Annotated in this window: 21 protein-coding genes and 1 pseudogene; 19 read left to right on the forward strand and 3 right to left on the reverse strand. The window is 59.3% G+C overall.

Annotated elements, in window-relative coordinates:
- Positions 1–72: 72 nt before the first annotated feature.
- Complete coding sequence (locus NXC24_RS24150; RefSeq protein ID WP_104825967.1) at positions 73–1,125, reverse strand: alpha/beta hydrolase; 1,053 nt, start codon at positions 1,123–1,125, stop codon at positions 73–75.
- Between the two features lie 399 nt (positions 1,126–1,524).
- On the opposite strand from NXC24_RS24150, the gene repA reads away from it, so the two are divergent.
- The 3 genes from repA (at position 1,525) to NXC24_RS24165 (ending at position 4,157) form a co-directional block, all read left to right on the forward strand.
- Positions 1,525–2,700, forward strand: a complete 1,176-nt coding sequence (gene repA, locus NXC24_RS24155) for a plasmid partitioning protein RepA (RefSeq protein WP_104825968.1) — start codon at positions 1,525–1,527, stop codon at positions 2,698–2,700.
- Positions 2,697–3,722, forward strand: a complete 1,026-nt coding sequence (gene repB, locus NXC24_RS24160; protein WP_104825969.1) for a plasmid partitioning protein RepB — start codon at positions 2,697–2,699, stop codon at positions 3,720–3,722. Before repA ends, repB begins: the two co-directional genes overlap by 4 nt.
- Positions 3,723–3,806: 84 nt before the next feature.
- Positions 3,807–4,157, forward strand: coding sequence for a hypothetical protein (locus NXC24_RS24165; RefSeq protein ID WP_104825970.1), 351 nt, complete (start codon positions 3,807–3,809; stop codon positions 4,155–4,157).
- A gap of 42 nt (positions 4,158–4,199) precedes the next feature.
- On the opposite strand, the gene NXC24_RS24170 is transcribed toward NXC24_RS24165, so the two are convergent.
- The gene (locus tag NXC24_RS24170) at positions 4,200–4,796 is read right to left on the reverse strand and encodes a hypothetical protein (RefSeq protein ID WP_245464138.1); all 597 of its coding nucleotides are present in this window, start codon (positions 4,794–4,796) and stop codon (positions 4,200–4,202) included.
- A 290-nt stretch (positions 4,797–5,086) separates the two neighbouring features.
- On the opposite strand from NXC24_RS24170, the gene NXC24_RS24175 reads away from it, so the two are divergent.
- Positions 5,087–6,646 carry a radical SAM protein gene (locus NXC24_RS24175; protein ID WP_104825971.1) on the forward strand — a complete coding sequence of 520 codons (1,560 nt, stop codon included), beginning with the start codon at positions 5,087–5,089 and terminating at the stop codon, positions 6,644–6,646.
- A 240-nt stretch (positions 6,647–6,886) separates the two neighbouring features.
- Positions 6,887–8,848 carry an elongation factor G gene (locus tag NXC24_RS24180; protein ID WP_104825972.1) on the forward strand — a complete coding sequence of 654 codons (1,962 nt, stop codon included), beginning with the start codon at positions 6,887–6,889 and terminating at the stop codon, positions 8,846–8,848.
- 63 nt (positions 8,849–8,911) lie between these two features.
- On the opposite strand, the gene NXC24_RS24185 is transcribed toward NXC24_RS24180, so the two are convergent.
- Positions 8,912–9,952 carry a LacI family DNA-binding transcriptional regulator gene (locus NXC24_RS24185; protein WP_104825973.1) on the reverse strand — a complete coding sequence of 347 codons (1,041 nt, stop codon included), beginning with the start codon at positions 9,950–9,952 and terminating at the stop codon, positions 8,912–8,914.
- 147 nt (positions 9,953–10,099) lie between these two features.
- On the opposite strand from NXC24_RS24185, the gene NXC24_RS24190 reads away from it, so the two are divergent.
- The 14 genes and pseudogenes from NXC24_RS24190 to NXC24_RS24255 all read left to right on the forward strand — a co-directional run bounded on the left by NXC24_RS24190 (position 10,100) and on the right by NXC24_RS24255 (position 23,897).
- Positions 10,100–11,074 carry a sugar ABC transporter substrate-binding protein gene (locus tag NXC24_RS24190; protein ID WP_199773635.1) on the forward strand — a complete coding sequence of 325 codons (975 nt, stop codon included), beginning with the start codon at positions 10,100–10,102 and terminating at the stop codon, positions 11,072–11,074.
- 96 nt (positions 11,075–11,170) lie between these two features.
- A complete protein-coding gene (locus NXC24_RS24195; RefSeq protein ID WP_104825974.1) occupies positions 11,171–12,220 on the forward strand; it encodes an ABC transporter permease in 1,050 nt (349 codons plus the stop codon).
- Between the two features lie 10 nt (positions 12,221–12,230).
- Positions 12,231–13,226, forward strand: a complete 996-nt coding sequence (locus tag NXC24_RS24200; protein ID WP_104825975.1) for an ABC transporter permease — start codon at positions 12,231–12,233, stop codon at positions 13,224–13,226.
- A gap of 10 nt (positions 13,227–13,236) precedes the next feature.
- Positions 13,237–14,043 (forward strand): ATP-binding cassette domain-containing protein, encoded by an 807-nt coding sequence (locus tag NXC24_RS24205; RefSeq protein ID WP_104825976.1) that lies wholly within the window; start codon positions 13,237–13,239, stop codon positions 14,041–14,043.
- Between the two features lie 97 nt (positions 14,044–14,140).
- Positions 14,141–15,046 carry a sugar phosphate isomerase/epimerase gene (locus NXC24_RS24210; protein WP_104825977.1) on the forward strand — a complete coding sequence of 302 codons (906 nt, stop codon included), beginning with the start codon at positions 14,141–14,143 and terminating at the stop codon, positions 15,044–15,046.
- Entirely contained in the window at positions 15,043–16,104 is a 1,062-nt protein-coding gene (locus tag NXC24_RS24215; RefSeq protein ID WP_104825978.1) for a Gfo/Idh/MocA family oxidoreductase, read from the forward strand. Before NXC24_RS24210 ends, NXC24_RS24215 begins: the two co-directional genes overlap by 4 nt.
- 11 nt (positions 16,105–16,115) lie before the next feature.
- On the forward strand, positions 16,116–17,288 hold the full coding sequence (locus NXC24_RS24220) for a Gfo/Idh/MocA family oxidoreductase (RefSeq protein ID WP_104825979.1): 1,173 nt from the start codon (positions 16,116–16,118) through the stop codon (positions 17,286–17,288).
- 78 nt (positions 17,289–17,366) lie between these two features.
- The gene (locus NXC24_RS24225) at positions 17,367–18,308 is read left to right on the forward strand and encodes a sugar phosphate isomerase/epimerase (RefSeq protein ID WP_104825980.1); all 942 of its coding nucleotides are present in this window, start codon (positions 17,367–17,369) and stop codon (positions 18,306–18,308) included.
- Complete coding sequence (locus NXC24_RS24230) at positions 18,305–18,598, forward strand: putative quinol monooxygenase (RefSeq protein ID WP_104825981.1); 294 nt, start codon at positions 18,305–18,307, stop codon at positions 18,596–18,598. The genes NXC24_RS24225 and NXC24_RS24230 overlap by 4 nt, the downstream gene beginning before the upstream one ends.
- Entirely contained in the window at positions 18,599–19,528 is a 930-nt protein-coding gene (locus NXC24_RS24235; protein WP_104825982.1) for a TIM barrel protein, read from the forward strand.
- An 18-nt stretch (positions 19,529–19,546) separates the two neighbouring features.
- Positions 19,547–21,469, forward strand: coding sequence for a 5-dehydro-2-deoxygluconokinase (gene iolC / locus NXC24_RS24240; RefSeq protein ID WP_104825983.1), 1,923 nt, complete (start codon positions 19,547–19,549; stop codon positions 21,467–21,469).
- Positions 21,466–23,304 (forward strand): 3D-(3,5/4)-trihydroxycyclohexane-1,2-dione acylhydrolase (decyclizing), encoded by a 1,839-nt coding sequence (iolD, locus tag NXC24_RS24245; RefSeq protein ID WP_104825984.1) that lies wholly within the window; start codon positions 21,466–21,468, stop codon positions 23,302–23,304. The genes iolC and iolD overlap by 4 nt, the downstream gene beginning before the upstream one ends.
- A gap of 12 nt (positions 23,305–23,316) precedes the next feature.
- Positions 23,317–23,430: pseudogene (locus tag NXC24_RS35905) on the forward strand (5-deoxy-glucuronate isomerase); the annotation flags it as partial.
- Positions 23,431–23,507: 77 nt separating this feature from the next.
- The gene (locus NXC24_RS24255; protein WP_104825985.1) at positions 23,508–23,897 is read left to right on the forward strand and encodes a tautomerase family protein; all 390 of its coding nucleotides are present in this window, start codon (positions 23,508–23,510) and stop codon (positions 23,895–23,897) included.
- Positions 23,898–23,924: the final 27 nt, after the last annotated feature.

A 23,924-nucleotide genomic window follows, 5' to 3' on the forward strand; every position in this document is an offset into this window, starting at 1 on the left:
AGCTCGATGCCCCTGAACAGAATATTGCCGGCAGCGGTATTCTATACCAGTGCCGGCCCCCTGCTCGGAAGATCAGAATCTGTCGACGTCGATGACCGCCTGGGCGAAAGCTTGCGGGGCCTCCTGCGGCAGGTTGTGGCCGATGCCGCCATCGATGGTCCGATGCTCATACTTGCCCGTAAACTTATTGCGATACGCGGCGGGTTCGGGATGCGGCGCACCGTTCGCATCGCCTTCCATTGTGATGGTGGGCGCACTGATCATCGGAGCCTTTGCCAGCCGCTTTTCCAGATCGTCATATTGCGCCTCGCCTTCCGCGAGGCCCAGTCGCCAGCGATAATTGTGAATGACGATGGCAACGTGATCCGAATTGTCGAAGGATGCGGCGCTGCGTTCGAAGGTCGCGTCGTCGAAGTTCCACTTTGGCGAAGCGATCTGCCAGATAAGCCTGGCAAAGTCGCTCCGATATTTTGCGTAACCCGCCTGCCCGCGCTCCGTGGCAAAATAGTACTGGTACCACCATTGAAGCTCGGCCTTCGGCGGCAGCGGAGTCTTGCCGGCTTCCTGGTTGCCGATCAGATAACCGCTGACGGAAACCATGGCCTTGCAGCGCTCCGGCCACAGCGCCGCGAGAATGTTGACCGTTCGCGCACCCCAATCGAAGCCGCCAAGGATCGCCTTCTGGATTTTCAGGGCATCCATCAAGGCAAGGATATCGACAGCGACGACCGCTTGCTGGCCATTGCGGACCGTATCCTTTGAAAGAAAGCGCGTCGTGCCGTAGCCGCGCAGATAGGGAATGATCACACGATAGCCTTGCTGCGCCAGCAAGGGAGCAACGTCGACAAAGCTGTGGATGTCATAAGGCCAGCCATGCAGAAGAATGACCGGCGGACCATCGGCGGGGCCGGCTTCGGCATATCCGATATTCAGCAGGCCAGCATCAATCTGCTTGAGAGGGCCGAAGGATGTATTCGTCCCCGGCTTAACCGCGGGCAGGGCCGTGGGCTTGGTCTCAGCGGACTGTGCTTGTGCGATTCCGAACATGCCAAGCTGAGCGGCGGCGATGGTCATGGCCGCGGTACCAAAAAAGCGGCGGCGGTGATGGTTGATGTCTTCGGACATTGATCTCTCTCCAGTAGGGCCTTGGGTCGTCATGAAGAAACCGCTTCCATGTATCCGCGATGTGTCGCGATCCCCTCGGGTTTGAATGGGGATGTAACTTTTACCGCTCCGGATACAATTGGTTACAAAGGATGGTGCGCGCGCGCCGTTTAACAGCACTACGCTACCAAGCTCGCCTGCCGCACCGCAATGTTCCCCGTGGGGAACTCCCTTATTTTGACATATCAGGGTAAAAGTTCCCCGCGGGGAACCCGCGCGGTTGCTCCCGCCGATAGAATCGCGCTACCTCTTTATCTACGCAAAATGTGAGTAATATTGGCATTCTGCGTAACTACGAGATCTTTCATTAAACATTTACCATCGAGGCGCTTAGTAAGCCGGCCAAAATGGGAGAGTGCCTTGACACGACATCTGAGCAGCCTCGCCTTCATGCAGACATTCTCTGCGAAACTCGACGTTGCGCTGGGCAATCTTAGCCTCGCGCAATTTCCCCCGAATGCCCGCCGCATGATGCGCAAATTCAGCTCCTCCGAGGTCGCTGAGCTGCTCAACGTTACAGAGGCTTATATCAGGCAGATTTCGCTGAAAGAGCAGGGGCCGTCACCGGAAGTCGCAAATGGTCGGCGTCTCTACACGATGGAGCAGATCCTCGAGCTTAGGATGCACCTCGCGCAAAATGGCCGGAAGAAGCGGATGAACCCGCGCCGGATAGGCGCCGAACAATGCCAGATCCTGGCCGTCACGAATTTCAAGGGCGGTTCCAGCAAAACATCGACCACGATTCATCTCGGCCATTATCTGGCCTTGAAAGGTTATCGCGTGCTTGCGGTGGATCTCGATCCGCAGGCGTCGTTGACCAGCCTTCACGGAAGCCTGCCCGATTTCGATTACCGCGATGGCGACACGCTCTATTCGGCCATTCGTTTCGAAGATCCCGTGCCCACCGAGCAGGTGATCCATCAGACGCATATTGCCGGCTTCGATGTTATCTGCGCCGGTCTCGAGTTGACGGAATTCGAAACGGCCGTCGCTCTGGAAATGCGCAAATCCGCCGGCACGAGCTTCCTGCTACGCGTTTCGCAGGCATTGGAGCAGATCGCGGATCGCTACGACATCATCCTGATGGATTCGGCGCCGTCGCTGAACTTCCTCACCCTGTCGTCCCTCACGGCGGCGACGGGCGTTCTGATCCCTGTTCCCGCCCATATGCTCGATGTCGACTCGACGGCAAAATTCCTCGAGCTTGCCGGATCCTACATGCAGATCCTTGAGCAGGTGGGCACCTCGGCGCAATGGGATTTCGCCAAGTTCCTGATCACCAAATTCGAGCCGAACGATCATCCGCAGGCGAATATGACGGCGCTGATGCGGCAGGTGTTTGGCGACGATCTTCTTTTGAATTCGGTGATCAAGTCAACCGCTGTCGCCGATGCCCTGACTTGGAAGCAGAGCCTTTACGAAGTGCAGCGCGCCAGATTCTCCGCTCCGAAGACCTATGACCGCGCAATTGAATCAATCAATGCCGCGAACGCCGAAATCGAAGAGCTTTTTTGGAGAGCATGGGGGCGCGAATGAGCAGAAAAGATTCCAAAGGCATGTTCGCCAACCTCTTGGTCGGGCTCGGCCAGGAGGCATCCACGCCGCCGCTGGCGACATCGCCGTCGCCGCATCTCCTCAAGGTCGCAGCCGGCGTTCGCCAGCTTCAGGAGCGCGGCGAACTTGCCGATAAGCTATTGCGGAATGCGGATCATATTATCGAACTTGACGTGGACGTGGTTTTGCCGTCGCAGATACGGGATCGGTTCGACGGTGCTTACGAAGCCGACCGGCTCCAGGACCTTGTACAGTCGATGCGTGAGCACGGACAGACCACCCCCGGTCTGGTTCGGCCAGTCGACGGGGAGGGCGGTAAATTTCAGATCGTCTTCGGCCGGCGCCGTCTTGCGGCGGCAAAGCTTCTCGGCATTAAGTTCAGAGCGATCGTCCGTGATCTTTCGGACGAACAGGCGATCGTCATCCAGGGCGAAGAAAATGCCAACCGTGATGACCTGTCCTTTATCGAGAAGTGCGTTTTCGCCCTCAGCCAGGAAGAGGCAGGGTTTAAGCGCGAAGTGATCTGTGCCTCGCTGGCGACCGGAAAGTCGCACGTCTCCGAGATGCTGCAGGTCGCAAGAAGCTTCCCGAAAACCGTCCTGGCGGGCATTGGCGCTGCTCCGGAAACTGGCCGGCGGCGCTGGGCGCAATTGGCAGAGCGTTGGAGCGCAAATGCCGATGCCGCAGGGGTTGCGGAGCGTGTTCTCGCGGAACCGGACATTCAGCCTCTTTCCAGCGATAATAAATTTGCCGCCGTATTGAATGCGGTCTCTCCTACAAAAAGGGTTGCCCCAGCCCCTGCGGATCGCGTTCAAGACGTCGTTTCCAAGGGATTGACCCTTGCCGTGGTCAACTACGCCAAGTCGGGAACCAAGCTTACGTTCACGAAAGCCGTGCCGGACGATTTCGTGCAATATCTGCTGAGCCGCATCGAGGGATTGCACGAAGAGTATCTCGGGAAATCCCAGAAGGCAGAGAGCCAGAGTAAGCGGGAGGCTCGGTAGGTCTGGACAGAAAGCAGCAGGGGTGCTTGGCTGAACCAACTATCTCGACGACCTGGTCGTCATTTGACGGGATCACGAAACGACATGGCGCCGGAAACGGACGATCAGGAAAAAATCGATTCGACCTTTCGCAACGGATCCTTGACCGCCGTTGGGATTATTGTCGGTTTCTCGTTGAGTTTCATCAATCGCTGGGTTTCCGGTCCGAACGACTGGAGCCGCGTCGATATTCTGCCGATGGCGGTCATGGTCGTCGGCATTGCCGTGCAGGTGAAAGTCTTCGCCGATTTGCTCGCAAGGGATTCGCTGCTGGTCGTCAAATACGACCGCGCCCGCCGTCTTTTTCTAATCGGGGTGCTCATCGTGGCGGCTGGGATCGCAATCGCTCTTGCAAACGACATTCTTGGCATCAGCAGTCAGAAGATGCTTGGTTAGACCGCTTTTCGTTGGCGAAACGACCCCGATCCGCTCACTGTTCTAGATCCGTCGAAGCGCGATATCGCTGGTTATCGCCGATTTTCCGGTTTTCGGATCACGGTCTATCGTTCGCAGATTGAGGCTATTGCCGCCGATTTTTTGTATTAGCATGTTCGCGGACCGGTCGCCGTTGACCTCTTTTGCCCAATGAACGACGAGATCGATGGTATTGCCCTGACGCACTCCAGACAGGCCGGAGCGTCCCCCCGAGGGGCCGACGTAAACGCCGTTGTAGCGCTGGCCGTTCACTCGAAGATCCGCCGAGATCGCACGGCTTACCACGAGTAAAGCCCGACAATTGCCGCGCATGGAAAGCGACGGCGCGCTCGCCGTCACTGCAAATGTACATGTGACGTCGATTGGCGAGGTTCCCAGCCGCCTGATGATGGTTCCCTTGCCACTCCATTTTCCCTGCAGAGATTGAAGGAAACCGCTGTCGTCCGCCGCGGCCAAGCTTGGGAAGAGGCCAATGGATAAGGTCAGGGCGAGCCGCGCGAGAAAAGACACGGCAGACCACCTCAATGTCGAATCTTCGTCAACGCCTGCCCGGCTTGCAAGTTCCAGGAAGCGCCGCGCGATGTTCACGGGTTCTGCCATTGGATAGTCCTCCGTGTCAGGAAAGCGGATCAAGCGGTTCTCGGTGTACCAACGGTCTGTTCTGATGAATTGAAATTGCCGACGCTCGATAAGCTACCGCCTTTCGTTAGCTCATCGAAATTTAATTTTGAGCTCATTTACGGCTGCTAATACTGCATTCTGTGCTGCCGCCAGAGATATGGCTCCCGTTCGGGTTGGGATAGCGGAACAAGCATCAAGCCCAATCCAACCGAAAATAGCCTTAGCAGAATACCGTACTAGATCCTCCAAGTCATGGAGCGGTGGATTCAATGGCTCATATCATCATCATCAATCCGCGTTTCGAAACCTCTTATTGGGGCATGGAACACGCGCTTCCATTGTTTGACGTAAAGGCGAACCTTCCAGTCGCCTGCTTGCCTCTGCTGGCGGCGCTCACGCCTGCCGAACACACCGTCACGCTTGTGGACGAGAATGTCGAGCCGATCGATTACGATCTGTGCGCGCAAGCGGATATCGTCGCGCTCACGGGCATGATCGTCCAGCGGTTTCGGATGAAGGAAATCCTGACCGAGCTTCGAGAACGCAATTGTTTCACCGTGGTCGGAGGACCGTGGGTCACGGTCAAGGAGGACTATTTCGAGGGACTTGTCGACGTCACTTTCATCGGCGAGGCCGAGGAGACCTGGCCGCAGTTCTTGCTCGAATGGGCGGAGGGTCGTCATGCCGGGCGTTACGCGCAATCCGACAAGACCGACATGAGCAAGGTGCCGATCCCGCGTTTCGATCTGCTGAAAATGGATGAATATGCGGTCGGCAGCATCCAGTTCTCGCGAGGCTGTCCGTTCACCTGTGACTTCTGCGATATTATCGTCGTGTTCGGGCGCAAGCCGCGGATCAAGGCCAGCGCACAGATCATTGCCGAGATGGAGGCATTGTTGTCTGCCGGAATGGATACGGCATTCATCGTCGACGACAATCTCATCGGCAACAAGAAGGCGATCAAGGAGGTTCTGCGCGACGTCGTTGCCTGGCAGGAATGCAACCACTATCCGATGACGTTCCTCACCGAAGCCTCGATCGATCTTGCTGACGATGACGAGCTGATGCAGCTCATGGTCGATGCCAATATCCGTGTCGTCTTCATCGGCGTCGAGACGCCGAACGAAGCAGCGCTGCGCGAAACCAAGAAGCTTCAGAATCTCAGAAAAGGCGGCACGATGCTGGAGAAAATCCACATCATCCAGCAGACCGGCATGGAAGTGTGGTGCGGCATGATCTTGGGTTTCGACAGCGACGACACGACGATTTTCGAAGCCCAACGCGTCTTTATCAAGGATGCGCGGATCGTCAACGCCATGATCGGCATGCTGGCCGCCATACCCAAGACGCCGCTTTATACACGCCTCGAGAAGGAAGGACGGCTGGATCACGATGATCCTCCAGCCTTTGGCACCAATGTCATTCCCCTCAATCTCAGCCGGGAAACCCTGCGCGACGGCTATCTCTCCGTGTTGAGCGATCTTCACCAGCCCGCCGCCTATTTCGACAGGCTTGATGCGCTTTATCTCGATGCCCGTATTCAGCCGGAACGCTCGCGCCTGCGCCATCTGCGCCGCCATCCCATCCGCCTCATCGCCTTAAATCTCACATGGGCTTTTGAAGCTGCGGGCATTTTCACGAGATTGATGCGCCGGGTCCAGGATCCGGAGCTGCGCAATATCTATCGCCAACGCCTCTGGAAGCTCCTTTTGCGCCGTCGTTCTCCCGTGATCCTGCAGATCTATGCCATCAAATGCGCCATGCATTATCATGCGCATAAAATGGTCCAGCAAATGCGGTCCGGCGGCGACATCGTCAATTCATTCTGATTGGCAACCCGATGAGGGGAGGGCGGGCCGCCGACACGGTCGCCCGCAGGCGAGGCGCAACGGAGGTTCTTGCTTCCGACCTTACCGGTCCGATCAAATCGATCTCACCACGATCACAGCGAACACAAGCTAATCTCGCCTACATCTTAATAAGAAAAATGTGCCTCTGGCGCCTTGCCGCGGTTCGGGGCATCCTGTGATGGCCGAAAATTGTACTTTATGGCAGTTGGAGGAATACCGATGCGCTGTTTTACCGTACTTGGACCCTCGCAGACCGGAAAATCGACGGTCGTTGAAAAGCTCAGCTCCCTGGAAGGGCCGCCGAGAAAATCCAGCTCCCCCTACGGGCTGAACCTGACGGAATTTACCTTTGCGAACGAAGCCTGGTGTGCGCTGGATGCGCCGGGACCCAATGAAGCGCTGGCGCATGTGCAGCATGCGCTTCTTGCCAGCGACGCATGCATCCTGTGCATTTCACCGGCTCCCGAGGAGGCTGTGCTTGCCGCGCCCTATCTGCGCGTGATCGAGTCCTCGGGGACGCCTTGCATCCTCTTTGTCAACCGGATGGATGAACCGAGGGGGCGGCTGAGGGATGTGATTGCAGCGCTTCAGGATTACGCCAATCACGCTCTTTTGCTTCGCCAGGTCCCGATCCGCGAGGGGGACAGGATCGTCGGGAGCTGCGATCTGATTTCGGAGCGGGCATGGCAGTACCGGGAAGGCCAGACTTCGGCGCTGATCGCAATCCCCGAAAGTGCCGCCGAACGCGAGCAGGAAGCACGCACCGAGCTCCTGGAGCATCTGTCCGAATTCGACGACTGGCTTCTCGAGGAACTGATCGAGGACCGGGAACCGGCGAGCGACGCACTTTATGCCATCTCATCGCGGGTCTTGAGGGAAAACAGGGTTATTCCGGTGCTGATCGGTGCCGCAAGTCACGGAAACGGCATGATGAGGCTGATGAAGGCGTTGCGTCATGAGGCGCCGCAGGTCACGGCTCTTCGCCAGCGTCTTGCTCGTGCGGCCTCCGTCGAGGAAGGAAGGCTGTCAGCGGTCAGCTTCCATGCCTATCATCGTCAGAATATCGGCAAGACGGTGTTGGTGCGTGCGCTGGGCGAGGGGCTGCGGCAGGGCGCATCGCTGGGCGGCTCCAGCCTCGGCGCCGTGCAGGGTCCCGCAAACGGAAAGTCCAATTCGGCTGTCGTACCTGCGCCGGGGGATGTCTTCGCGGCGGTCAAATCCGATCACCTGCCCGTTCCTTCGCTTTTGACATCGGACGCGACGGTCGCCCCGCCCGAGTGGACGGAGCCACCGACGCCGATGCTTGAAAGAATCCTGGTTCCGGGCAGCGAGCGCGATGAAAACAAGCTCTCCGAGACGCTGGCAAAACTTTCCGAAACGGATCGGGGCCTGATCGTCTTGCAAGAGGAGGGCACCGGCGCCCAGCTCGTTCGCGCCCAGGGACCGGTGCATCTGCGCGATCTCTGCCGAACCCTGGCCGATGTCTTTCATATCGACGTGACCGACCGGACGCCCAGCCCGATCTACCGCGAGACGATCGCGAAATCTTCGGATGTTCACTACCGCCATCGCAAACAGACGGGCGGTGCAGGGCAATTCGCGGATGTGAAGCTGAACATTCACCCCAACGCCCGCGGTCAGGGCTTCACCTTCAATGAAACAGTCAAGGGCGGCGTCGTTCCGCGCAACTATATCCCGGCGGTCGAAGCAGGCGCACGCGAAGCGATGGAGAAAGGGCCGCTCGGTTTTCAGGTCATCGATGTCGGCGTGACCCTATCGGATGGCCAGCATCATGCCGTCGACAGTTCGGAACACGCCTTCCGGACCGCGTCGAGGATGGGAGTGCGACAGGCGCTTTCCGAAGGATCGACTGTCCTAATGCAGCCGATCTTCCGCAGCGAAATCCACATTCCGTCGGTCTATTCGGGCAATCTCGTCCAGATCGTCTCCGCTCTCAAAGGTCAGGTACTTGGCTTCGACCGGGATGAAGCCGCCAAGGGATGGGATATTTTCCGCGCGCTCGTTCCGGGCAGCGCCCTTGACGATCTGGCGCGGGCGCTGCGCTCGGCGACGCAAGGCATCGGTTATTTTTCCAAGGCCTTCGATCACTTCGAGGAGCTTTACGGCAAGGAGGCGGACGCGGTCATCAAGGCGCACGAGACACAACGGGTCGAGCACTGAAGCGTTCGCGACGGATAAGCATGTACGCAGCGAGGCGTGACGCCCTTGCTGCGTAGAGTTGGATCAAGTCCACATGCTTTCCGGCGTCAGGATATCGAAGGGAACAATCCGCTGCTCGATCGAGGGCGTGTCTCTCGATTCGACGCGCCGTAACATGACGTCGATCAGTTCCTCTGCCATCTTTTCCGAGGGATGGCAGAGCGACGCCGTGATGAGCCTCTCGCTCAATCCCTTCCTCGTCTCCGGTCCGACATCACGGGATACGATCTTCACCTTATGCTGCCTGTCCGGCGATAATTCCCGTACGGCGCGTAATACGCCGGAAATCCCCCCGCCATTGACGAACAGGCCGCAAAGCTCGTTTTCAACTGCCAAGAGGTTCCGCACGATTTCATAGGCATTGTTGGGCTCTTCATAGGTCAGCAAAGGCTCGCTGACATGGAGCTGCGGTGCGTGCTCGCGCATATAGGACCGAAAGCTTGCATCCGCTATGTCCTGGCACTGATAGCGGTTGCTTCCGATCAAGGGGAATACTTTCCCGGGCTCATGTGCCGCCTGGTTTATAAACCACGCCGCGGTGCGGCCGATTTTCCAGTTGTCCGTGCCGACGAACCCCGCACGGCTCGCTGCGGAGATGTCGGTCACGAATGCGACCGCCGGCACCCCCTTGCTCCGCAATTCGTCTATCGCCTGGCTGACCAGCGGATGATCGGCCGTAATCATCGCGACGGCGTCCGCGGTTTCTCCCATTTTCAGGAGATTGGCAGAAACCGCCTCGGGCGAAAGATCGTCCTCGAATACGACATTGGGCTCAATGACCACATCGCGGTGACGCAAGGCCGAATTCGTCAGCGCCTCGGCCCACATTTGATACAGCGGTCTGTGAGACTGCTGCATCAGAAAGGCAAGCGTTCGATGGGGCAGGTTGTCCCGCTTTCGTTCGCGTAGCGCGCCCAGGCCGTAGAAGCCGATTTCGTCTGCGGCTTTCAGAATGCGCTCAACTGTGTCTTGCCTGACAGAGCCCGTCCCGTGGAGAAGCCTGTTCACTGTCGAAAGGCTCACATCCGATGCTCGCGCCAGATCGGCGATGGTTGGTCTATTCATGACAGCTCCCGAAAAGTGTCATTTTTGAAAGACACGTTATGAAACAAAATCACCTACGTGTCAGTATTACAGTTTCGCAATGGCATCTCAAGGATTAAACATCATGTCGCATTGTGGTCCCCAATTGATGGGGCTCGGGAGGAAGATATGAAACGCATGAAGCTTATCGGTGCAGCGTTGCTGACGACTGTTGCCCTGTCCATGGGTGCTACGACAGCGTTCGCCGCAAAAATCTTTGTCGTCGGCGGAAAGCCTGACGACCCGTTCTGGTCGATCGTAAAGCGCGGTGCAGAGGATGCCGGTGCTGTTGTGAAGGCACAGGGCGGTTCCGTCACTTGGCTCGGCCCGCAGAACTACGACAATCTCGGTGTCGATGCGGCTGAACTGATCCGCCAAGCCATCTCCCAGGGCGCGGACGCCATCGTCGGCCCCGACTGGGTCCCGGAAGCGATGGACCCTGCATTCAAGGCCGTCGTCGACAAGAAGATCCCTCTGATCATCTATAATGCAGGCGGTGTCGCCGCCGCGGATCGTCTGGGCGCCATGAATTACATTGGCAGCGACGACTACAAGGCTGGCGTTGCCGCCGGTAAGTATTTTGCGAAGAACGACATCAAAAGCCTGGTCTGCATCAACACGCTTCCGGGTGCCGCCAACATCGAAGCGCACTGCAAGGGCATGACCGATGGCGTCAAGGAAGCGGGCGGCAAGGGAGATACATTGCCGCTGCCGGCAACCTCCTTCGGCAATTCCACAGCGGTTGCCCAGGCCGTGAAAGCCTATCTGCTCCAGCATCCGGATGTCGGCGGCGTCTACACGATCGGAAACGTCGACGCGAATTCCGCGATCAACGGCATCATGCAGTCCGGCAAAGTCGGCAAGGTCAAGGTCGGCGGCGTCAACATGGACGAGACCATCCTCAACAATATCAAGAGCGGCACGCAGATGTTCACGATCGACCAGCAAGGCTATCTGCAGGGCTATCTGGCCGTGTCGATCCTGAACGGCAATGTGAATTATGGCCTGACCGTGCCGACCCGGGAAATCCTGACCGGTCCTGGGATTGTCGACGCGTCAAACGTCGAAGCCACGCTTGCGGGAGTGAAGGGCGGCGCTCGCTAAGCGCGTCGCGGACAATCGACGACTGCATTGCCCGGCCATAAGCGCCGGGCGGTGCGGCGCCGGTCGAGTTCACCCTTAACCTTCGGGGAGGAAGTAATGGCTTTAGCCACCCAGAATAAGGTCGCCACCACGATGCCCGCCAGCGTAGGGTTCCGGGCTTCAATTGGACGACTGTCGCGTCGGCCCGAAGTCGGCTCCTTTCTCGGCATGATCGCCGTGTTTGTTTTCTTTGCGATTTTCGCAGGAGAAGTCTTTGTTTCGGCGGCGGGCTTTGCGAGCTGGTTGAACGTTGCAGCCGAAATCGGCATCGTTGCGCTTCCGATCGGACTTTTGATGATTGCCGGTGAACTCGACCTGTCCGTCGGCGCCGTCATTCCGGCCTCGTCTCTGACCGTGGCAATCATCTCCGGCTACTATGGCGCACCGGACAGCGTTGGTATCGCTGCGGCGCTGATCATGGGCCTTCTCGTCGGTTTCGTGAACGGCTATCTCGTGTTGCGCACCGGGGTCCCCTCGCTGATCGTCACGATCGGCGTCATGTTCGCCGTGATGGGGCTGACCTTGGGTTTCGCGGTCTTGCTGACCGGCTCCACCAGCACGGCTATCGTGCCCCATGAGTTGTCGAAGGCCTTGTTCGGGCAGTTCATCGCGGGCATGTTCCAGGTCACGATCTTCTGGTGGATTCTCTTCGCGGCCCTTCTGGCCTATCTCCTGCACATTTCGCCCTACGGCAATTGGATTTTTGCCATGGGCGGCGACAGGGTCAGCGCCCGCAATGCCGGCATTCCGACCGAGCGCCTGACGATCTCGCTCTTCATGATCAGCAGCTTCTGCGCAGCCTTTGTCGGTGTAAGCCAGGCAATGGTCTACCAGAGCGCCCAAGTCGCGGCGGGCCAATCCTTCATATTCAACTCCATCATGTGCGTGGTGATCGGCGGCGTTCTCCTGACCGGCGGCTTCGGATCGATCATCGGCGTGGTTTTGGGCACCATCACTTTCGCGATGGTCAACCAGGGCATCTTTTTCACGAGCTTCGACCCCAACATGGGCAGCGTGATCATCGGTGCACTTTTGCTGGTTGCTGTTCTGATGAACGACACCTTCCGCAAGATGGCGTTGTCTTACTCCGCAAAGAAAAAGAACTGAGGGGGAAGCTATGTACAGACCCGATTTCAGAAATCTGGTGCGGCGTCCCGAGGCCGGATCGATTCTCAGCCTTATCGTCGTCATCGCCTTCTATGTGATCTTCGGAGGTGTCCAGCTCGGCAATCTCTTCGGCGCGGCAAGCTGGGTGAACTTTGCGGCCAATCTCGGCATCGTTGCGCTTCCCGTCGGCTTGCTCATGATCGCCGGCGAACTGGACATCTCGATCGGTGCGATGATCCCGGCAGGGTCCATGAGCATTGCGGTCATCTCCGGCTACTATGGATTGCCAATCGTCGTCGGCATCGGGGCAGCGCTGGGGATCGGCATTCTGGTCGGCCTGCTGAACGGTATTCTCGCCGTTCGCACCTCGGTGCCTTCGCTCATCATCACCCTCGGTACCCTCGTGGCCATGCAAGGCATTGTGCTGACGGCCTCCGTGCTGATCACGGGCAACGCCAGCGTTCCTTTGAATGCTCCTGATTGGGCCAAGATGATCTTCGGCCAACTGCTCGGCGGCAACTATCAGATCATCATTCTCTGGTGGCTGGCGGTGACTGCGATTTATGCAGTGGTTCTCCATCAAACCCGCTTCGGCAACTGGATCTTTGCCATGGGCGGCGACAAGGAAAGCGCGCGCAACGCCGGTATTCCGACACGCCGCCTGACGGTCTGGCTCTTCGTGCTCTCCTCGACCAGCGCATCGTTCGTCGGCATGTGCGGCGCCATCCTGTTCAATTCGGCCCAGGTCTCCGGCGGGATGAACTACATATTCAACGCGGTCGTCTCGGTCGTGGTGGGCGGCGTGCTTCTGACGGGCGGATTTGGTTCGGCCATCGGGATCTTCTTTGGAACGATCACTTTCGCCATCGTCAACCAGGGCATCTACTTCACCAGCATCGACCGCAATTGGTCGAGCCTCATCATCGGCATCATGCTGCTCGTTGCTGTGCTGATGAACAACACTTTCCGTAACATGGCGCTTACCTACGCGCCGAAAAAGAAGTGAGGTCGGGCCAATGAAAACGCCGATCATGGAACTCGAGAACGTCAACAAGTCGTTCGGTCCTATCGATGTCCTCCATAACATCAATCTGCAAGTTCACTCCGGCGAAGTCCTTTGCCTTCTCGGGGACAATGGTGCGGGCAAGTCGACGCTCATCAAGACCTTTGCCGGCGTCTACAAGCCGACCAGCGGTACCGTGAAATTCGAAGGCCAGCCCTTGTCGTTCAATAACCCGCGTGAAGCCGCCGATATGGGCATCGCCACCGTTCATCAATTTGGCGGCACGTTTCCGCTGATGAGTATCGGTCGATCCTTCTTTGTGGGGCGGGAACCGACGAAAGGGCTCGGTCCCTTCAAGATCTACGATCGCAAGACCGCCAATGAGATTGCCGTCAAAGCGGTTCGTGAATTCGGCATTACCCGGATTGACGATGGCGATCGCCTCATCGGCGGCCTTTCCGGCGGTGAGCGCCAATCGCTCGCCATCGCCCGCGCGGTCCATTTTGGCGCCCGCGTGCTGATCCTGGATGAGCCCACGGCCGCGCTCGGGGTCAAGGAAGCAGCGCACGTGCTGCGCATCGTACTTGAGGCACGAAAGCGCGGCCTGGCCGTCATCTTCATTACCCACAATGTCATCCACGCGATGACGGTTGGCGATCATTTCGCGGTCCTGATCAAGGGCGAAAAGGCGGCCGACTTCCGCAAGGGTGAGAAAAGCCGCGAAGAAATTACCGATCTCATGGCGGGCGGCGAGGCGATGGCCGAGCTGGAGGCCGAGATCGAAGCCCATGCAAACAGCGGGCACGCCTCGGTAGCCTGAACCGCTACCGACACGAGACACGACGACAAACACGAAACCGGCTCACCCGCCCTCGCGGGTGGGATCTCCAAGTGCAACCTTTTTCGGGTGACCATTCATGAAAATCGCTATCGACCCCTTTATGCACCGCCATCTCTCACTCGAGGACCTGCCCTCGAAGGTGAAGGAACTCGGCTACGATTGGATTGAACTTTCTCCGCGCGGCGATTTCCTTGAATGGTTCAAGGCGCCGCGCGTGTTTCCCGAACGCATCAAATCGTTCAAACGCGCGTTGAAAGACGCGGACGTCGGCATTGCATCGCTCCTGCCGATGTACCGCTGGGCCTCGAATGATGAGGTCGAGCGCCAAGCCGCGGTCAAGCACTGGAAGCGCGCCATCCAGATTGCGGTCGAGCTGGAAGTGGATGTCATGAACTCGGAATTCGGGCGCGGCCCGCATCCCGACAAGGGCTCCTGCTATTGCTGCCATACCGGTTCGATGATCGAAGCCTGCGAAGACGCCTGGTGGCGCTCGATGGAAGAGCTTGTGCCGATTTTCGAAAAGGAGGGGATCAATCTCCACGTCGAGCCGCATCCGGAGGATTGGTGCGAAACCCTTCAGCCGGCGCTCGACATCATCCGCACGGTCAATTCCAAGAACGTCAAGTTCCTCTATTGCGCGCCTCACACCTTCTATTTCGGGGACGACACCAAGGCGATGCTGCGCGAAGCCAAGGATGTGCTCGCGCATGTCCATGTCGGCGACACGTTCAACCATAAGGCGTCTTCCGGCCTGCGCTACATCCTCAATCCGCCCGGCACGCAAGCGCGTGTGCATCAGCATCTGAATATCGGCCAGGGAGAAGTCCCTTGGGATGATTTCTTCAGCACACTCGCCGACATCGGTTTCGACGGCATCATGACGGCCTGCGTCTTTGCCTGGGAAGACAAGGCCGATCACTCCGGCAAGTTCATGCGTTCCGAAATGCAGCGTTACGTCGACAAGTATTGGAGCGCGAAATGAGCCTCAACGTTGGAGTGATCGGCACCGGCATGATTGGGCAGGATCACATCCGCCGCCTGACGAAGGTGCTCTCCGGCGTCAATGTCGTCGCAGTGAACGATATTGATGCCGCGCGTGCCGCCTCGGTCGCGCCGGATGGAGCAACGGTATTCGATACAGCGCGTGAACTCATTCGGTCCGAAAGCGTCGAAGCGGTTGTCGTCTGCTCCTGGGGTCCGGCACACGAAGAACAGCTTCTGGAATGCATCGCTGCCGGAAAGCCCGTTTTCTGCGAAAAGCCGTTGGTGACGACGACGGCGGCGGCCCGCCGTGTGATGGATGCCGAAGTCGCCTTCGGTCGGCGCCTTGTTCAAGTCGGTTTCATGCGGCGGTTCGATGCCGATTATCGCCGCTTGAAAGCGACCCTGGACGACGGCGCGCTCGGCGCCCCATTGATGTTCCATTCGACGCATCGAAACGCCTCTGTGCCGGAGGGACTATATACGTCGGAGATGCCGCTCAACGACACGCTCGTCCACGACGCCGACATTTCGCGTTGGCTGCTCGATGATGAGGTCGCGGGCGTTGAGGTCCGCGTGCCTCGGCGTTCAAGCCGCGGAAACGAGCTTCGCGATCCCGTCGTGGTGCTACTGCACATGGCCTCCGGCGCGCTTGTCGACGTCGAGATCTCCGTGAACATTGCCTATGGCTATGACATCCGCGGAGAGGTCAGTTGCGAAGCCGGTACGGTGAGCCTGCCGCTTCGCCCCGCAAGCGTTATCCGGGACATCCACGGCGTTCGCCAGGGCGTGCCGATAGATTGGCGCGAGCGCTTCATAGAGGCCTACGATCAGGAATTCCGCGAGTGGATCGTCGCGGCGGGGCAGGGCACTGCGACCGGTCCTTCCACGTGGGACGGCTATGCCGCGACGCTGGTTGCCGACGCCGCTCTTCGAGCCGTGGAAAGTGGTGCTCTTAAAAAGGTGGATATGGTCACCCGACCGGCTCTCTACGCTTCCGAAAACGATCGGCCCGATCACGGGCAATTTTCGCAACAGCGAATGAAATCAGCGTCCTGAAAGGTTCATACATGCTGAACGGAGAAAGACTTATCGAACGCCCCTTGCGTTGGGGGATGGTAGGCGGCGGCCGCACCGGGCAGGTGGGATACAAGCACCGAACCGGCGCGCTGCGCGACGGCACCTATCGGCTGGTGTGCGGTGCCTTCGACCTCGACGCCGAACGCGGTCGCGATTTCGGCGTGAACCTCGGGGTCGATGCCGAGCGCTGCTATGCCGATTACAAGGAGCTGATCGCCAAGGAGACGGCACGGGAGGACGGCGTCGACGTCGTCTCGATCGCCACGCCGAACTTCACGCATTATGAGATCACCAAGGCCTGCCTCGAAGCCGGCCTCCACGTGATCTGCGAAAAGCCGTTGTTCTTCAGCGTCGCCGAATGCGAGGAGATCGAGAGGCTTGCCGAGGAAAAGGGCCTGATCGTCGGCGTGACCTATGGCTTCACCGGCCACCCGCTGGTGCACCAGATGGCGGCGATGGTTGCCAAGGGCATGCTGGGTGAGATCCGCATCGTCGATCTGCAATACACGCACGGCTCCAACGCGGGCGATGATGTGAATGCGCCCGAAGCCGTGAAGTGGCGCACCAATCCCGTAACCGCCGGCCCGACCTTCGTTCTCGGCGATATCGGCACGCATCTCTATTACCTGTCCGAGGTCGTGCTGCCGCACCTGAAGATCGAAAAGCTTCTGTGTGACCGCAAGGCGTTCATCCCGAGCCGCGCGCCGCTCGAAGACCATGCCACCGTGCTCATGCACTATGACAACGGCGCGCGCGGCCGGCTATGGGTGTCCTCCGTCAACGCTGGCAACATGGGATCGCAGCGTTACCGCTTCGTCGGTTCCAAGGCTTCCGTGGAATGGTCCGACAGCCATCCCGACCAGTTGCTCTATGACGTGCAGGGCGAGCCGAACCGCATCCTGCATCACGGCATGCCTTATCTCGAAAAGGAAAGCCTGGCAGTTGACCGCATGGGCGCGCTGCATACCGAAGGTCTCGGGGACAGTTGGTCGAATATCTACCTTTGGATTGCCCAGGCCATCGACGCCAAGCGACGCGGCGACGAAGCGTTTCTCAGAGATCATCATTATCCGGGCATCAAGGCCGGCACCGAAGGTGTCCGCTGGCTGGAGAATTGCGTGCGTTCGGCTGACGCTGGCTCTGCCTGGATCGATTTCAAGTGATCAACCGGGGGCGCGCTGATCCCTCCCAACTCCTCCCAAGTGCGCCCCCAACCCTCTCGCAACAAGAAAGACAAGGCCATGAAACTTTCCATTTGCACCGATGTGATGGGGAACCTTTCCTTCACGGAGATGCTCGACAAATGCGTCAAACTCGGTGTCGAGGGTATCGAGATGACCGGCGGCGGCTGGTCGCGCGCACCGCATTTCCGCGCCGACGAGCTCCTCGAGGACAGGCAGCTTCTCAAGACAAAGCTGAAGGAGATCGAGGCGCGTGGCCTCGAAATCGCCGCGCTCAACTGCTCGGCAAACCCGCTTGATCCAGGCGACATGGGCAAGCGCCATCGCAGGGAAATGGAGCAGACCATCCGCCTTGCCGGCGAGATCGGCGTGAAGACCATCGTCACCATGTCGGGCCTGCCGGAAGCGGCTCCCGGCGACAGCGTTCCCAATTGGCTCGTCTATACCAAGAGCTGGCCTGACGAGATGCCCGAGCGTGACCGCTATCAGTGGGAAGACCGGGCCTTCCCGCTCTGGCATGATCTGGTGAAGCTGGCCAAAGAAGTTGGCGTCGAAAAATACGCGCTCGAAAACTTCTCGGCTATGCTGGTGTGGAATCCCGAGACCCTTTTCCGCCTTCGCAACGAAGTCGGCCCGACGGTCGGGATGAATCTCGATCCGTCCCACCTGATGTGGATGGGTGCGGACCCGATTGCTTCGGCGCGCGCGCTCGGCGGCGCGATCCATCATTGCCACGGCAAGGATACACGCATCGAACGCGGTTTGGCTGACGTGAATGGGCTACTTGAGCTCAAGGACGTCACCGACGTCGCGAACCGTAGCTGGAACTATGTCGCCGTCGGCGCCGGCCACGATCTGCAATGGTGGAAGGAGTTCTTCTCCGTCGTTCGCATGGTTGGCTACAATGGTTGGGTCAGCCTCGAAATGGAAGATTTCACCATGTCGACGGACGCTGGCATCCAATCCTCGATCGACGCGCTCCGGGCCACGATCAGCCGATGAAACGACCGTACAAGTTCATCGTCACGATTGAGCTTGTTCCGGGGACGCGGGACGAAATCCTCGCCCGCGCCCCGGACGTACAGGCGAGGACGAGGGCGGAAACCGGTTGTCTCTCCTACGACTACTTCACCTGCACCGATGACCCCAACCGCTTGGTTTTCGTCGAGGCCTGGAGAGACGAAACCGCCTATGCGGAGCATCTTTTGCAGGAGCACACGCAACGCTTCCTGGAATTCTACGAACCCTTTCACCGCTCCTTTACCTTCGAGACAATCACGGCTGAAACCTGAATGCGCAACTCCACCACCATAACCACCGCGCCCTGCTGCTGGGGTGTCGATGATGTGAAAAATCCGCATCTGCCGCACTGGGAAAAGGTGCTGGACGAGGCGCAGCAGGCCGGCTTCGGCGGGCTGGAGCTCGGGCCCTATGGCTATCTGCCCCTCGATCTCGGCCTGGTCTCCGAGGCGCTGAACAAGCGCGAGCTAACGGTCGTCGCGGGTACCATATTCGATGACCTTGTTTCGACTGGAAATCGCGAGAACCTTTTGCGGCAGACCGATGAAATCTGCGCGCTGATCACCCATTTGCCGGGGCCTCAGAACCATACGGGCCAACGTTACGCCGCGCCTTACCTCACCGTCATGGATTGGGGCCATGACGAGCGCGACTATGCTGCAGGTCACAGCGATCGGGCTCCTCGCCTCAAAGAGGCTGCATGGAACGGAATGGTCGAAAATATCCGCGCCATCGCCACGCTCGCCCGTGACCGATATGGCATGCGCGCGACCATTCATCCACACGCCGGTGGCTACATAGAGTTTGCCGACGAGCTGGAGCGTGTCGTCAATGACATCCCCGCCGACCTGGCCGGTCTTTGCCTTGATACAGGGCACATGGTCTATTCCGGCATGGATCCGGTAGCCACCTTGCGCCGCTACTGGGATCGCGTCGACTACATCCATTTCAAGGATATCGACGCCAAAATCTATCAGGACGTGATGGGCAAGCGCATCCGGTTCTTCGATGCCTGCGCCGAAGGTGTCATGTGCCCAATTGGACGCGGATCCATCGATTACACCGCGGTGCGGGCTCTTCTCACCGAACTCGGTTACGGCGGCTACATCACCATCGAGCAGGAGCGCGACCCGCGCAACGCCGGCAGCATCCTCGATGATCTGGCGGCCAGCCGGACGTTTCTAACACAAGTTGGTTTCTAAACAGCGGGGCGTTTCGACATGAAATCACTCGACGTCATCACGATCGGCCGATCCTCGGTCGACCTCTACGGTCTGCAGGTCGGCGGCCGGCTCGAGGACATGGGCTCGTTCAACAAATACATTGGCGGCTCGCCCACCAATATCGCCTGCGGTGCCGCCCGGCTTGGCCTCAAATCCGGCCTCATCACCCGGGTTGGCGATGAGCATATGGGTCGCTTCATCCGTGAACAGTTGACCCGCGAAGGCGTGGATGTCGGCGGTGTCGTCACCGATCCGGAGCGTCTGACGGCGCTCGTACTGCTCGGCATCCGCGACGAGGACACGTTCCCGCTGATCTTCTACCGCGAGAACTGCGCCGACATGGCGCTTTGCGAAGACGACATACGTCGGGATTACATCGCCTCGGCGCGCGCAGTTGTCGTAACCGGCACGCATCTTTCCAATCCCCGGACCGAAGCGGCCGTCCTCAAGGCGCTCGGCTTTGCGCGTGAAAGTGGCGCCAGGGCTGCCCTCGATATCGACTATCGGCCGAACCTCTGGGGTGTCGCCGGTCATGGCGAAGGGGAGAGCCGGTTTGTCGCAAGCCGGGAGGTCACGCAGAAACTTCAGTCGACGCTACATCTTTTCGATCTGATCGTGGGGACGGAGGAAGAATTCCATATCGCCGGCGGAACCGCGGATACCGTCGCGGCACTGAAGGCCGTTCGTGCCGTCTCGTCTGCAACACTCGTCTGCAAGCGCGGCGCCAAGGGCGCCGTGGCTTTCGAGGGCGCCATTCCGGACAATCTCGATGCCGGCATTTCGGGCGAAGGCTTCCCGATCGAGGTCTTCAATGTGCTCGGCGCCGGAGACGGCTTCTTCTCCGGTCTTCTCAAGGGCTGGCTGGATGGCGAAGATTGGCCGACGTCGCTCAAATACGCCAATGCCTGCGGCGCATTCGCCGTATCCCGCCACGGCTGCACGCCGGCCTACCCCTCGCTTGAGGAGTTGGAATTCTTTCTGAAACGCGGGGTCAAGCGCAGCGATTTGCGAAACGACCAAGCCGTCGAACAGATCCATTGGTCGACCAATCGCCATCGCAATCATGGGCAAGATTGGTCGGACTATCGGATCTTCGCCTTCGACCATCGCATTCAGCTTGAGCAGATGCCGGGCTATACACTCGAAAAAGGCGGCGCCTTCAAGGAGCTTTGCCTGCAGGCGGCGGTGCAGGTCCAAGCCGGCCGTTCCGGTTACGGCATTCTCTGCGACAACCGGATCGGCAGAAAGGCGCTGCACGCAGCCTCCGGCGCCGGTCTGTGGATCGGGCGGCCCTGCGAATGGCCGGGTTCGCGGCCTCTGACACTGGAACCCGAACTGGGCAGCGACTATGGCGGCCTGGCCGAATGGGGGCGCGACAACGTCGTCAAGGTGCTCTGCTTCTGCCATTCCGATGACGACGCCGCAACGCGCGCCGATCAGGAAGCAACCGTGAAGCGCCTGTTCGAGGCATCGCGCCGCAACAATCTGGAGTTCCTGCTCGAGATCATTCCGTCGAAGGTCGGGCCGGTCAACGACGAGACGACCGCGATCCTGATCCGGCAATTCTACGAGATCGGCGTCTTCCCCGATTGGTGGAAGCTCGAGCCGATGAAAACCGCCACCGGCTGGTCCAACGCCATCGCTGCCATCGAGGAGAACGACCGGCATACACGCGGCATCGTCGTGCTCGGCCTCGATGCGCCGGAGGCGGAGCTGGCCGCGAGCTTCGAGGTCGCTGCTGGATTTAGTCTGGTCAGGGGCTTTGCCGTTGGCCGAACCATCTTCGGCGACGTCGCACGCGCCTGGATGAATGGTGAAATCAAAGACGCCGCCGCCGTTGAAGAGATGGCAAGGCGCTATCGACGCTTGTCCTCGATCTGGGACGAAGCACGGACGGCCGCACGGGAGAAGGCAGCATGACAAAGACAATCAAGCTTACAGCCGCACAGGCTCTGGTCAAATGGCTCTCGGTCCAGATGACCGAGGATGGCGAGCGCTTCATCGAGGGTGTCTGGGCGATCTTCGGCCACGGCAATGTTGCGGGGCTCGGCGAAGCCCTGCACGGCATCGGCGATGCATTGCCGACGTGGCGTGGCCAGAATGAACAGACCATGGCCCATGCGGCGATCGCCTATGCCAAGACAAAAAGGCGCAAGCGCGCTCATGCCGTGACTTCCTCCATCGGGCCGGGAGCCACCAACATGGTGACGGCGGCAGCATTGGCGCATGTCAACCGCCTGCCGGTGCTATTCATCCCGGGTGACATCTTTGCTAACCGGCGGCCCGATCCCGTTCTTCAGCAGATCGAGGACTTCGATGACGGCACGGTTAGCGCCAACGATGCCTTTCGGCCTGTCGTGCGCTATTTCGACCGCATTGCCCGGCCCGAACATTTGTTGACCGCGCTGCCGCGCGCCTTCTCGGTCATGACGGATCCGGCCAATTGCGGGCCGGTATGCCTTGCTTTCTGCCAGGATGTGCAGGCGGATGCCTATGATTATCCCGAAAGCTTCTTTGAGCCCAAGGTTTGGCGTATCCGGCGGCCGGAGCCTGATCCGCGGGAATTGGAAGAAGTTGCTGTCTTGATCGGCGCTGCCAAGAACCCGGTGATCATTTCGGGCGGCGGCGTGCTTTATTCCGACGCGGAAGATACGCTCGCCGCATTCGCGAAACGCCACAACATCCCGTTCGTGGAGACCCAGGCAGGCAAGGGGGCGAACGCATGGGATAACGCCTTCAATTTCGGCTCGCCCGGCGTTACCGGATCCGAATGCGCCAATCGCCTGTCGGAGAAGGCGGACCTCGTGATCGGGGTCGGTACCCGCTTTCAGGATTTCACCACCGGATCATGGGCGCTGTTCAAGAACGAGGGGCGAAAGCTCATCTCCATCAACCTGCATGGCTACGACGCCACTAAACATGGTGCGGCGCCGGTCGTCGGCGACGCACGTGTGACGCTCGAGAAGCTTTCCGTCCTGCTGGGCAACTATCGGGCTCCGTCGTTCGATGCGGAAAGCAGGGTTCAATGGCACGAGACGGTGAAAGCCGTCACGGCTGCGCCGCAGGCCGATCTTGTCAACCATCTTCCCACGGATGCGCAGGTCATCGGTGCCGTTCAACGCGTGGCCACCGACAAGACCGTGGTGATGTGCGCCGCCGGCACCATGCCGGGTGCGCTGCAGGTTCTGTGGCAGTCCGTCAAGGGTGGTTATCACATGGAGTACGGCTATTCCTGCATGGGCTATGAGGTGGCAGGCGCCATGGGCATCAAGCTTGCGGCGCCCGATAAGGAGGTCATCTGCTTTGTCGGAGACGGCTCCTACATGATGGCCAATTCCGAACTGGCGACCGCAGTGATGCGACGCGTTCCCTTCACCGTCGTTCTTACCGACAACCGTGGCTATGGCTGCATCAACCGCCTGCAAATCGAGTGCGGCGGGGCCGAATTCAACAATATGTACAAGGACACCAATATTGAGGTCATGCCTGAGCTCGATTTCGTCGGTCATGCGCGCTCGATGGGTGCCCAAGCGGAAAAAGCCGCTGACATCGCCGATTTGGAAAAGAAGATCGCCGACGCACGCTTGCGCTCGATACCGACGGTCATCGTCATCGATACGGATGCGGTCCCCGGCACGGGAGCGGGCGGACATTGGTGGGACGTTGCCGTCCCGCAGGCCGGCGGCCCCGAGCGGCTTGAGCGCGCCCGCGAACACTATAATCGAAACGCCCGCGACCAGCGGACCTTCGACTGAGGGCGATCGAGCATGGCCGATCTTTTGCGCAAACCCTTTGGCAGTCATGGCCAAGTCCATGAGATTACGCCTCAATCGGCAGGCTGGCGGTTCGTCGGCCTCTCGCTGTATCGCCTGCGCGCCGGAGGTCGAGTGGATCATGGAGCGGGATGCAAAATGATCAAGCGTGCACTTCCAGCCGTCGTGTCATGGAGATTCGTCTCATGCCGCTGCTGAAGTTTCATCTCCTTAAAGGGCGTACGGCTGACGAAGTAGCCTTGCTGCTGGACGCTGCCCATGACGCGATGGTCCAGTCATTCGGCGTGCCGCGGGACGACCGTTACCAGGTCGTGTCGGAATACCAGCATCCTTATATGCAGGCCTGCGACACCGGGCTGGGAATCCCGCGGACTGAAAAATTTGTGCTCGTGGAGGTCATCTCGCGACCCCGCGGCCGAGAAGCGAAAGTCGCCTTCTATCAGAACCTATGTTCGGCACTCGCGGACAAATGCGATGTGCCAGCCTCCGACGTGATGGTCTCATTCATCGAGAATTCCGATGAGGATTGGTCGTTCGGTTATGGCCGTGCGCAGTTCCTGACGGGTGAGCTCTGACACAGGAACCTTCATTTCATGAGATCA

The organism is Rhizobium sp. NXC24 (assembly GCF_002944315.1).
Taxonomy (GTDB): Bacteria; Pseudomonadota; Alphaproteobacteria; order Rhizobiales; family Rhizobiaceae; genus Rhizobium.

Coding starts and splice junctions, on each gene's coding strand:
- NXC24_RS24255 (WP_104825985.1), top strand. CDS start 23,508: ATGCCGCTGCTGAAGTTTCATCTCCTTAAAGGGCGTACGGCTGACGAA.
- NXC24_RS24180 (WP_104825972.1), top strand. CDS start 6,887: ATGCGCTGTTTTACCGTACTTGGACCCTCGCAGACCGGAAAATCGACG.
- NXC24_RS24225 (WP_104825980.1), top strand. CDS start 17,367: ATGAAACTTTCCATTTGCACCGATGTGATGGGGAACCTTTCCTTCACG.
- NXC24_RS24200 (WP_104825975.1), top strand. CDS start 12,231: ATGTACAGACCCGATTTCAGAAATCTGGTGCGGCGTCCCGAGGCCGGA.
- NXC24_RS24235 (WP_104825982.1), top strand. CDS start 18,599: ATGCGCAACTCCACCACCATAACCACCGCGCCCTGCTGCTGGGGTGTC.
- NXC24_RS24150 (WP_104825967.1), bottom strand. CDS start 1,125: ATGTCCGAAGACATCAACCATCACCGCCGCCGCTTTTTTGGTACCGCG.
- iolD (WP_104825984.1), top strand. CDS start 21,466: ATGACAAAGACAATCAAGCTTACAGCCGCACAGGCTCTGGTCAAATGG.
- NXC24_RS24205 (WP_104825976.1), top strand. CDS start 13,237: ATGAAAACGCCGATCATGGAACTCGAGAACGTCAACAAGTCGTTCGGT.
- NXC24_RS24195 (WP_104825974.1), top strand. CDS start 11,171: ATGGCTTTAGCCACCCAGAATAAGGTCGCCACCACGATGCCCGCCAGC.
- repB (WP_104825969.1), top strand. CDS start 2,697: ATGAGCAGAAAAGATTCCAAAGGCATGTTCGCCAACCTCTTGGTCGGG.
- NXC24_RS24185 (WP_104825973.1), bottom strand. CDS start 9,952: ATGAATAGACCAACCATCGCCGATCTGGCGCGAGCATCGGATGTGAGC.
- iolC (WP_104825983.1), top strand. CDS start 19,547: ATGAAATCACTCGACGTCATCACGATCGGCCGATCCTCGGTCGACCTC.
- NXC24_RS24175 (WP_104825971.1), top strand. CDS start 5,087: ATGGCTCATATCATCATCATCAATCCGCGTTTCGAAACCTCTTATTGG.
- NXC24_RS24220 (WP_104825979.1), top strand. CDS start 16,116: ATGCTGAACGGAGAAAGACTTATCGAACGCCCCTTGCGTTGGGGGATG.
- NXC24_RS24190 (WP_199773635.1), top strand. CDS start 10,100: ATGAAACGCATGAAGCTTATCGGTGCAGCGTTGCTGACGACTGTTGCC.
- NXC24_RS24215 (WP_104825978.1), top strand. CDS start 15,043: ATGAGCCTCAACGTTGGAGTGATCGGCACCGGCATGATTGGGCAGGAT.
- NXC24_RS24165 (WP_104825970.1), top strand. CDS start 3,807: ATGGCGCCGGAAACGGACGATCAGGAAAAAATCGATTCGACCTTTCGC.
- NXC24_RS24230 (WP_104825981.1), top strand. CDS start 18,305: ATGAAACGACCGTACAAGTTCATCGTCACGATTGAGCTTGTTCCGGGG.
- NXC24_RS24170 (WP_245464138.1), bottom strand. CDS start 4,796: ATGGCAGAACCCGTGAACATCGCGCGGCGCTTCCTGGAACTTGCAAGC.
- NXC24_RS24210 (WP_104825977.1), top strand. CDS start 14,141: ATGAAAATCGCTATCGACCCCTTTATGCACCGCCATCTCTCACTCGAG.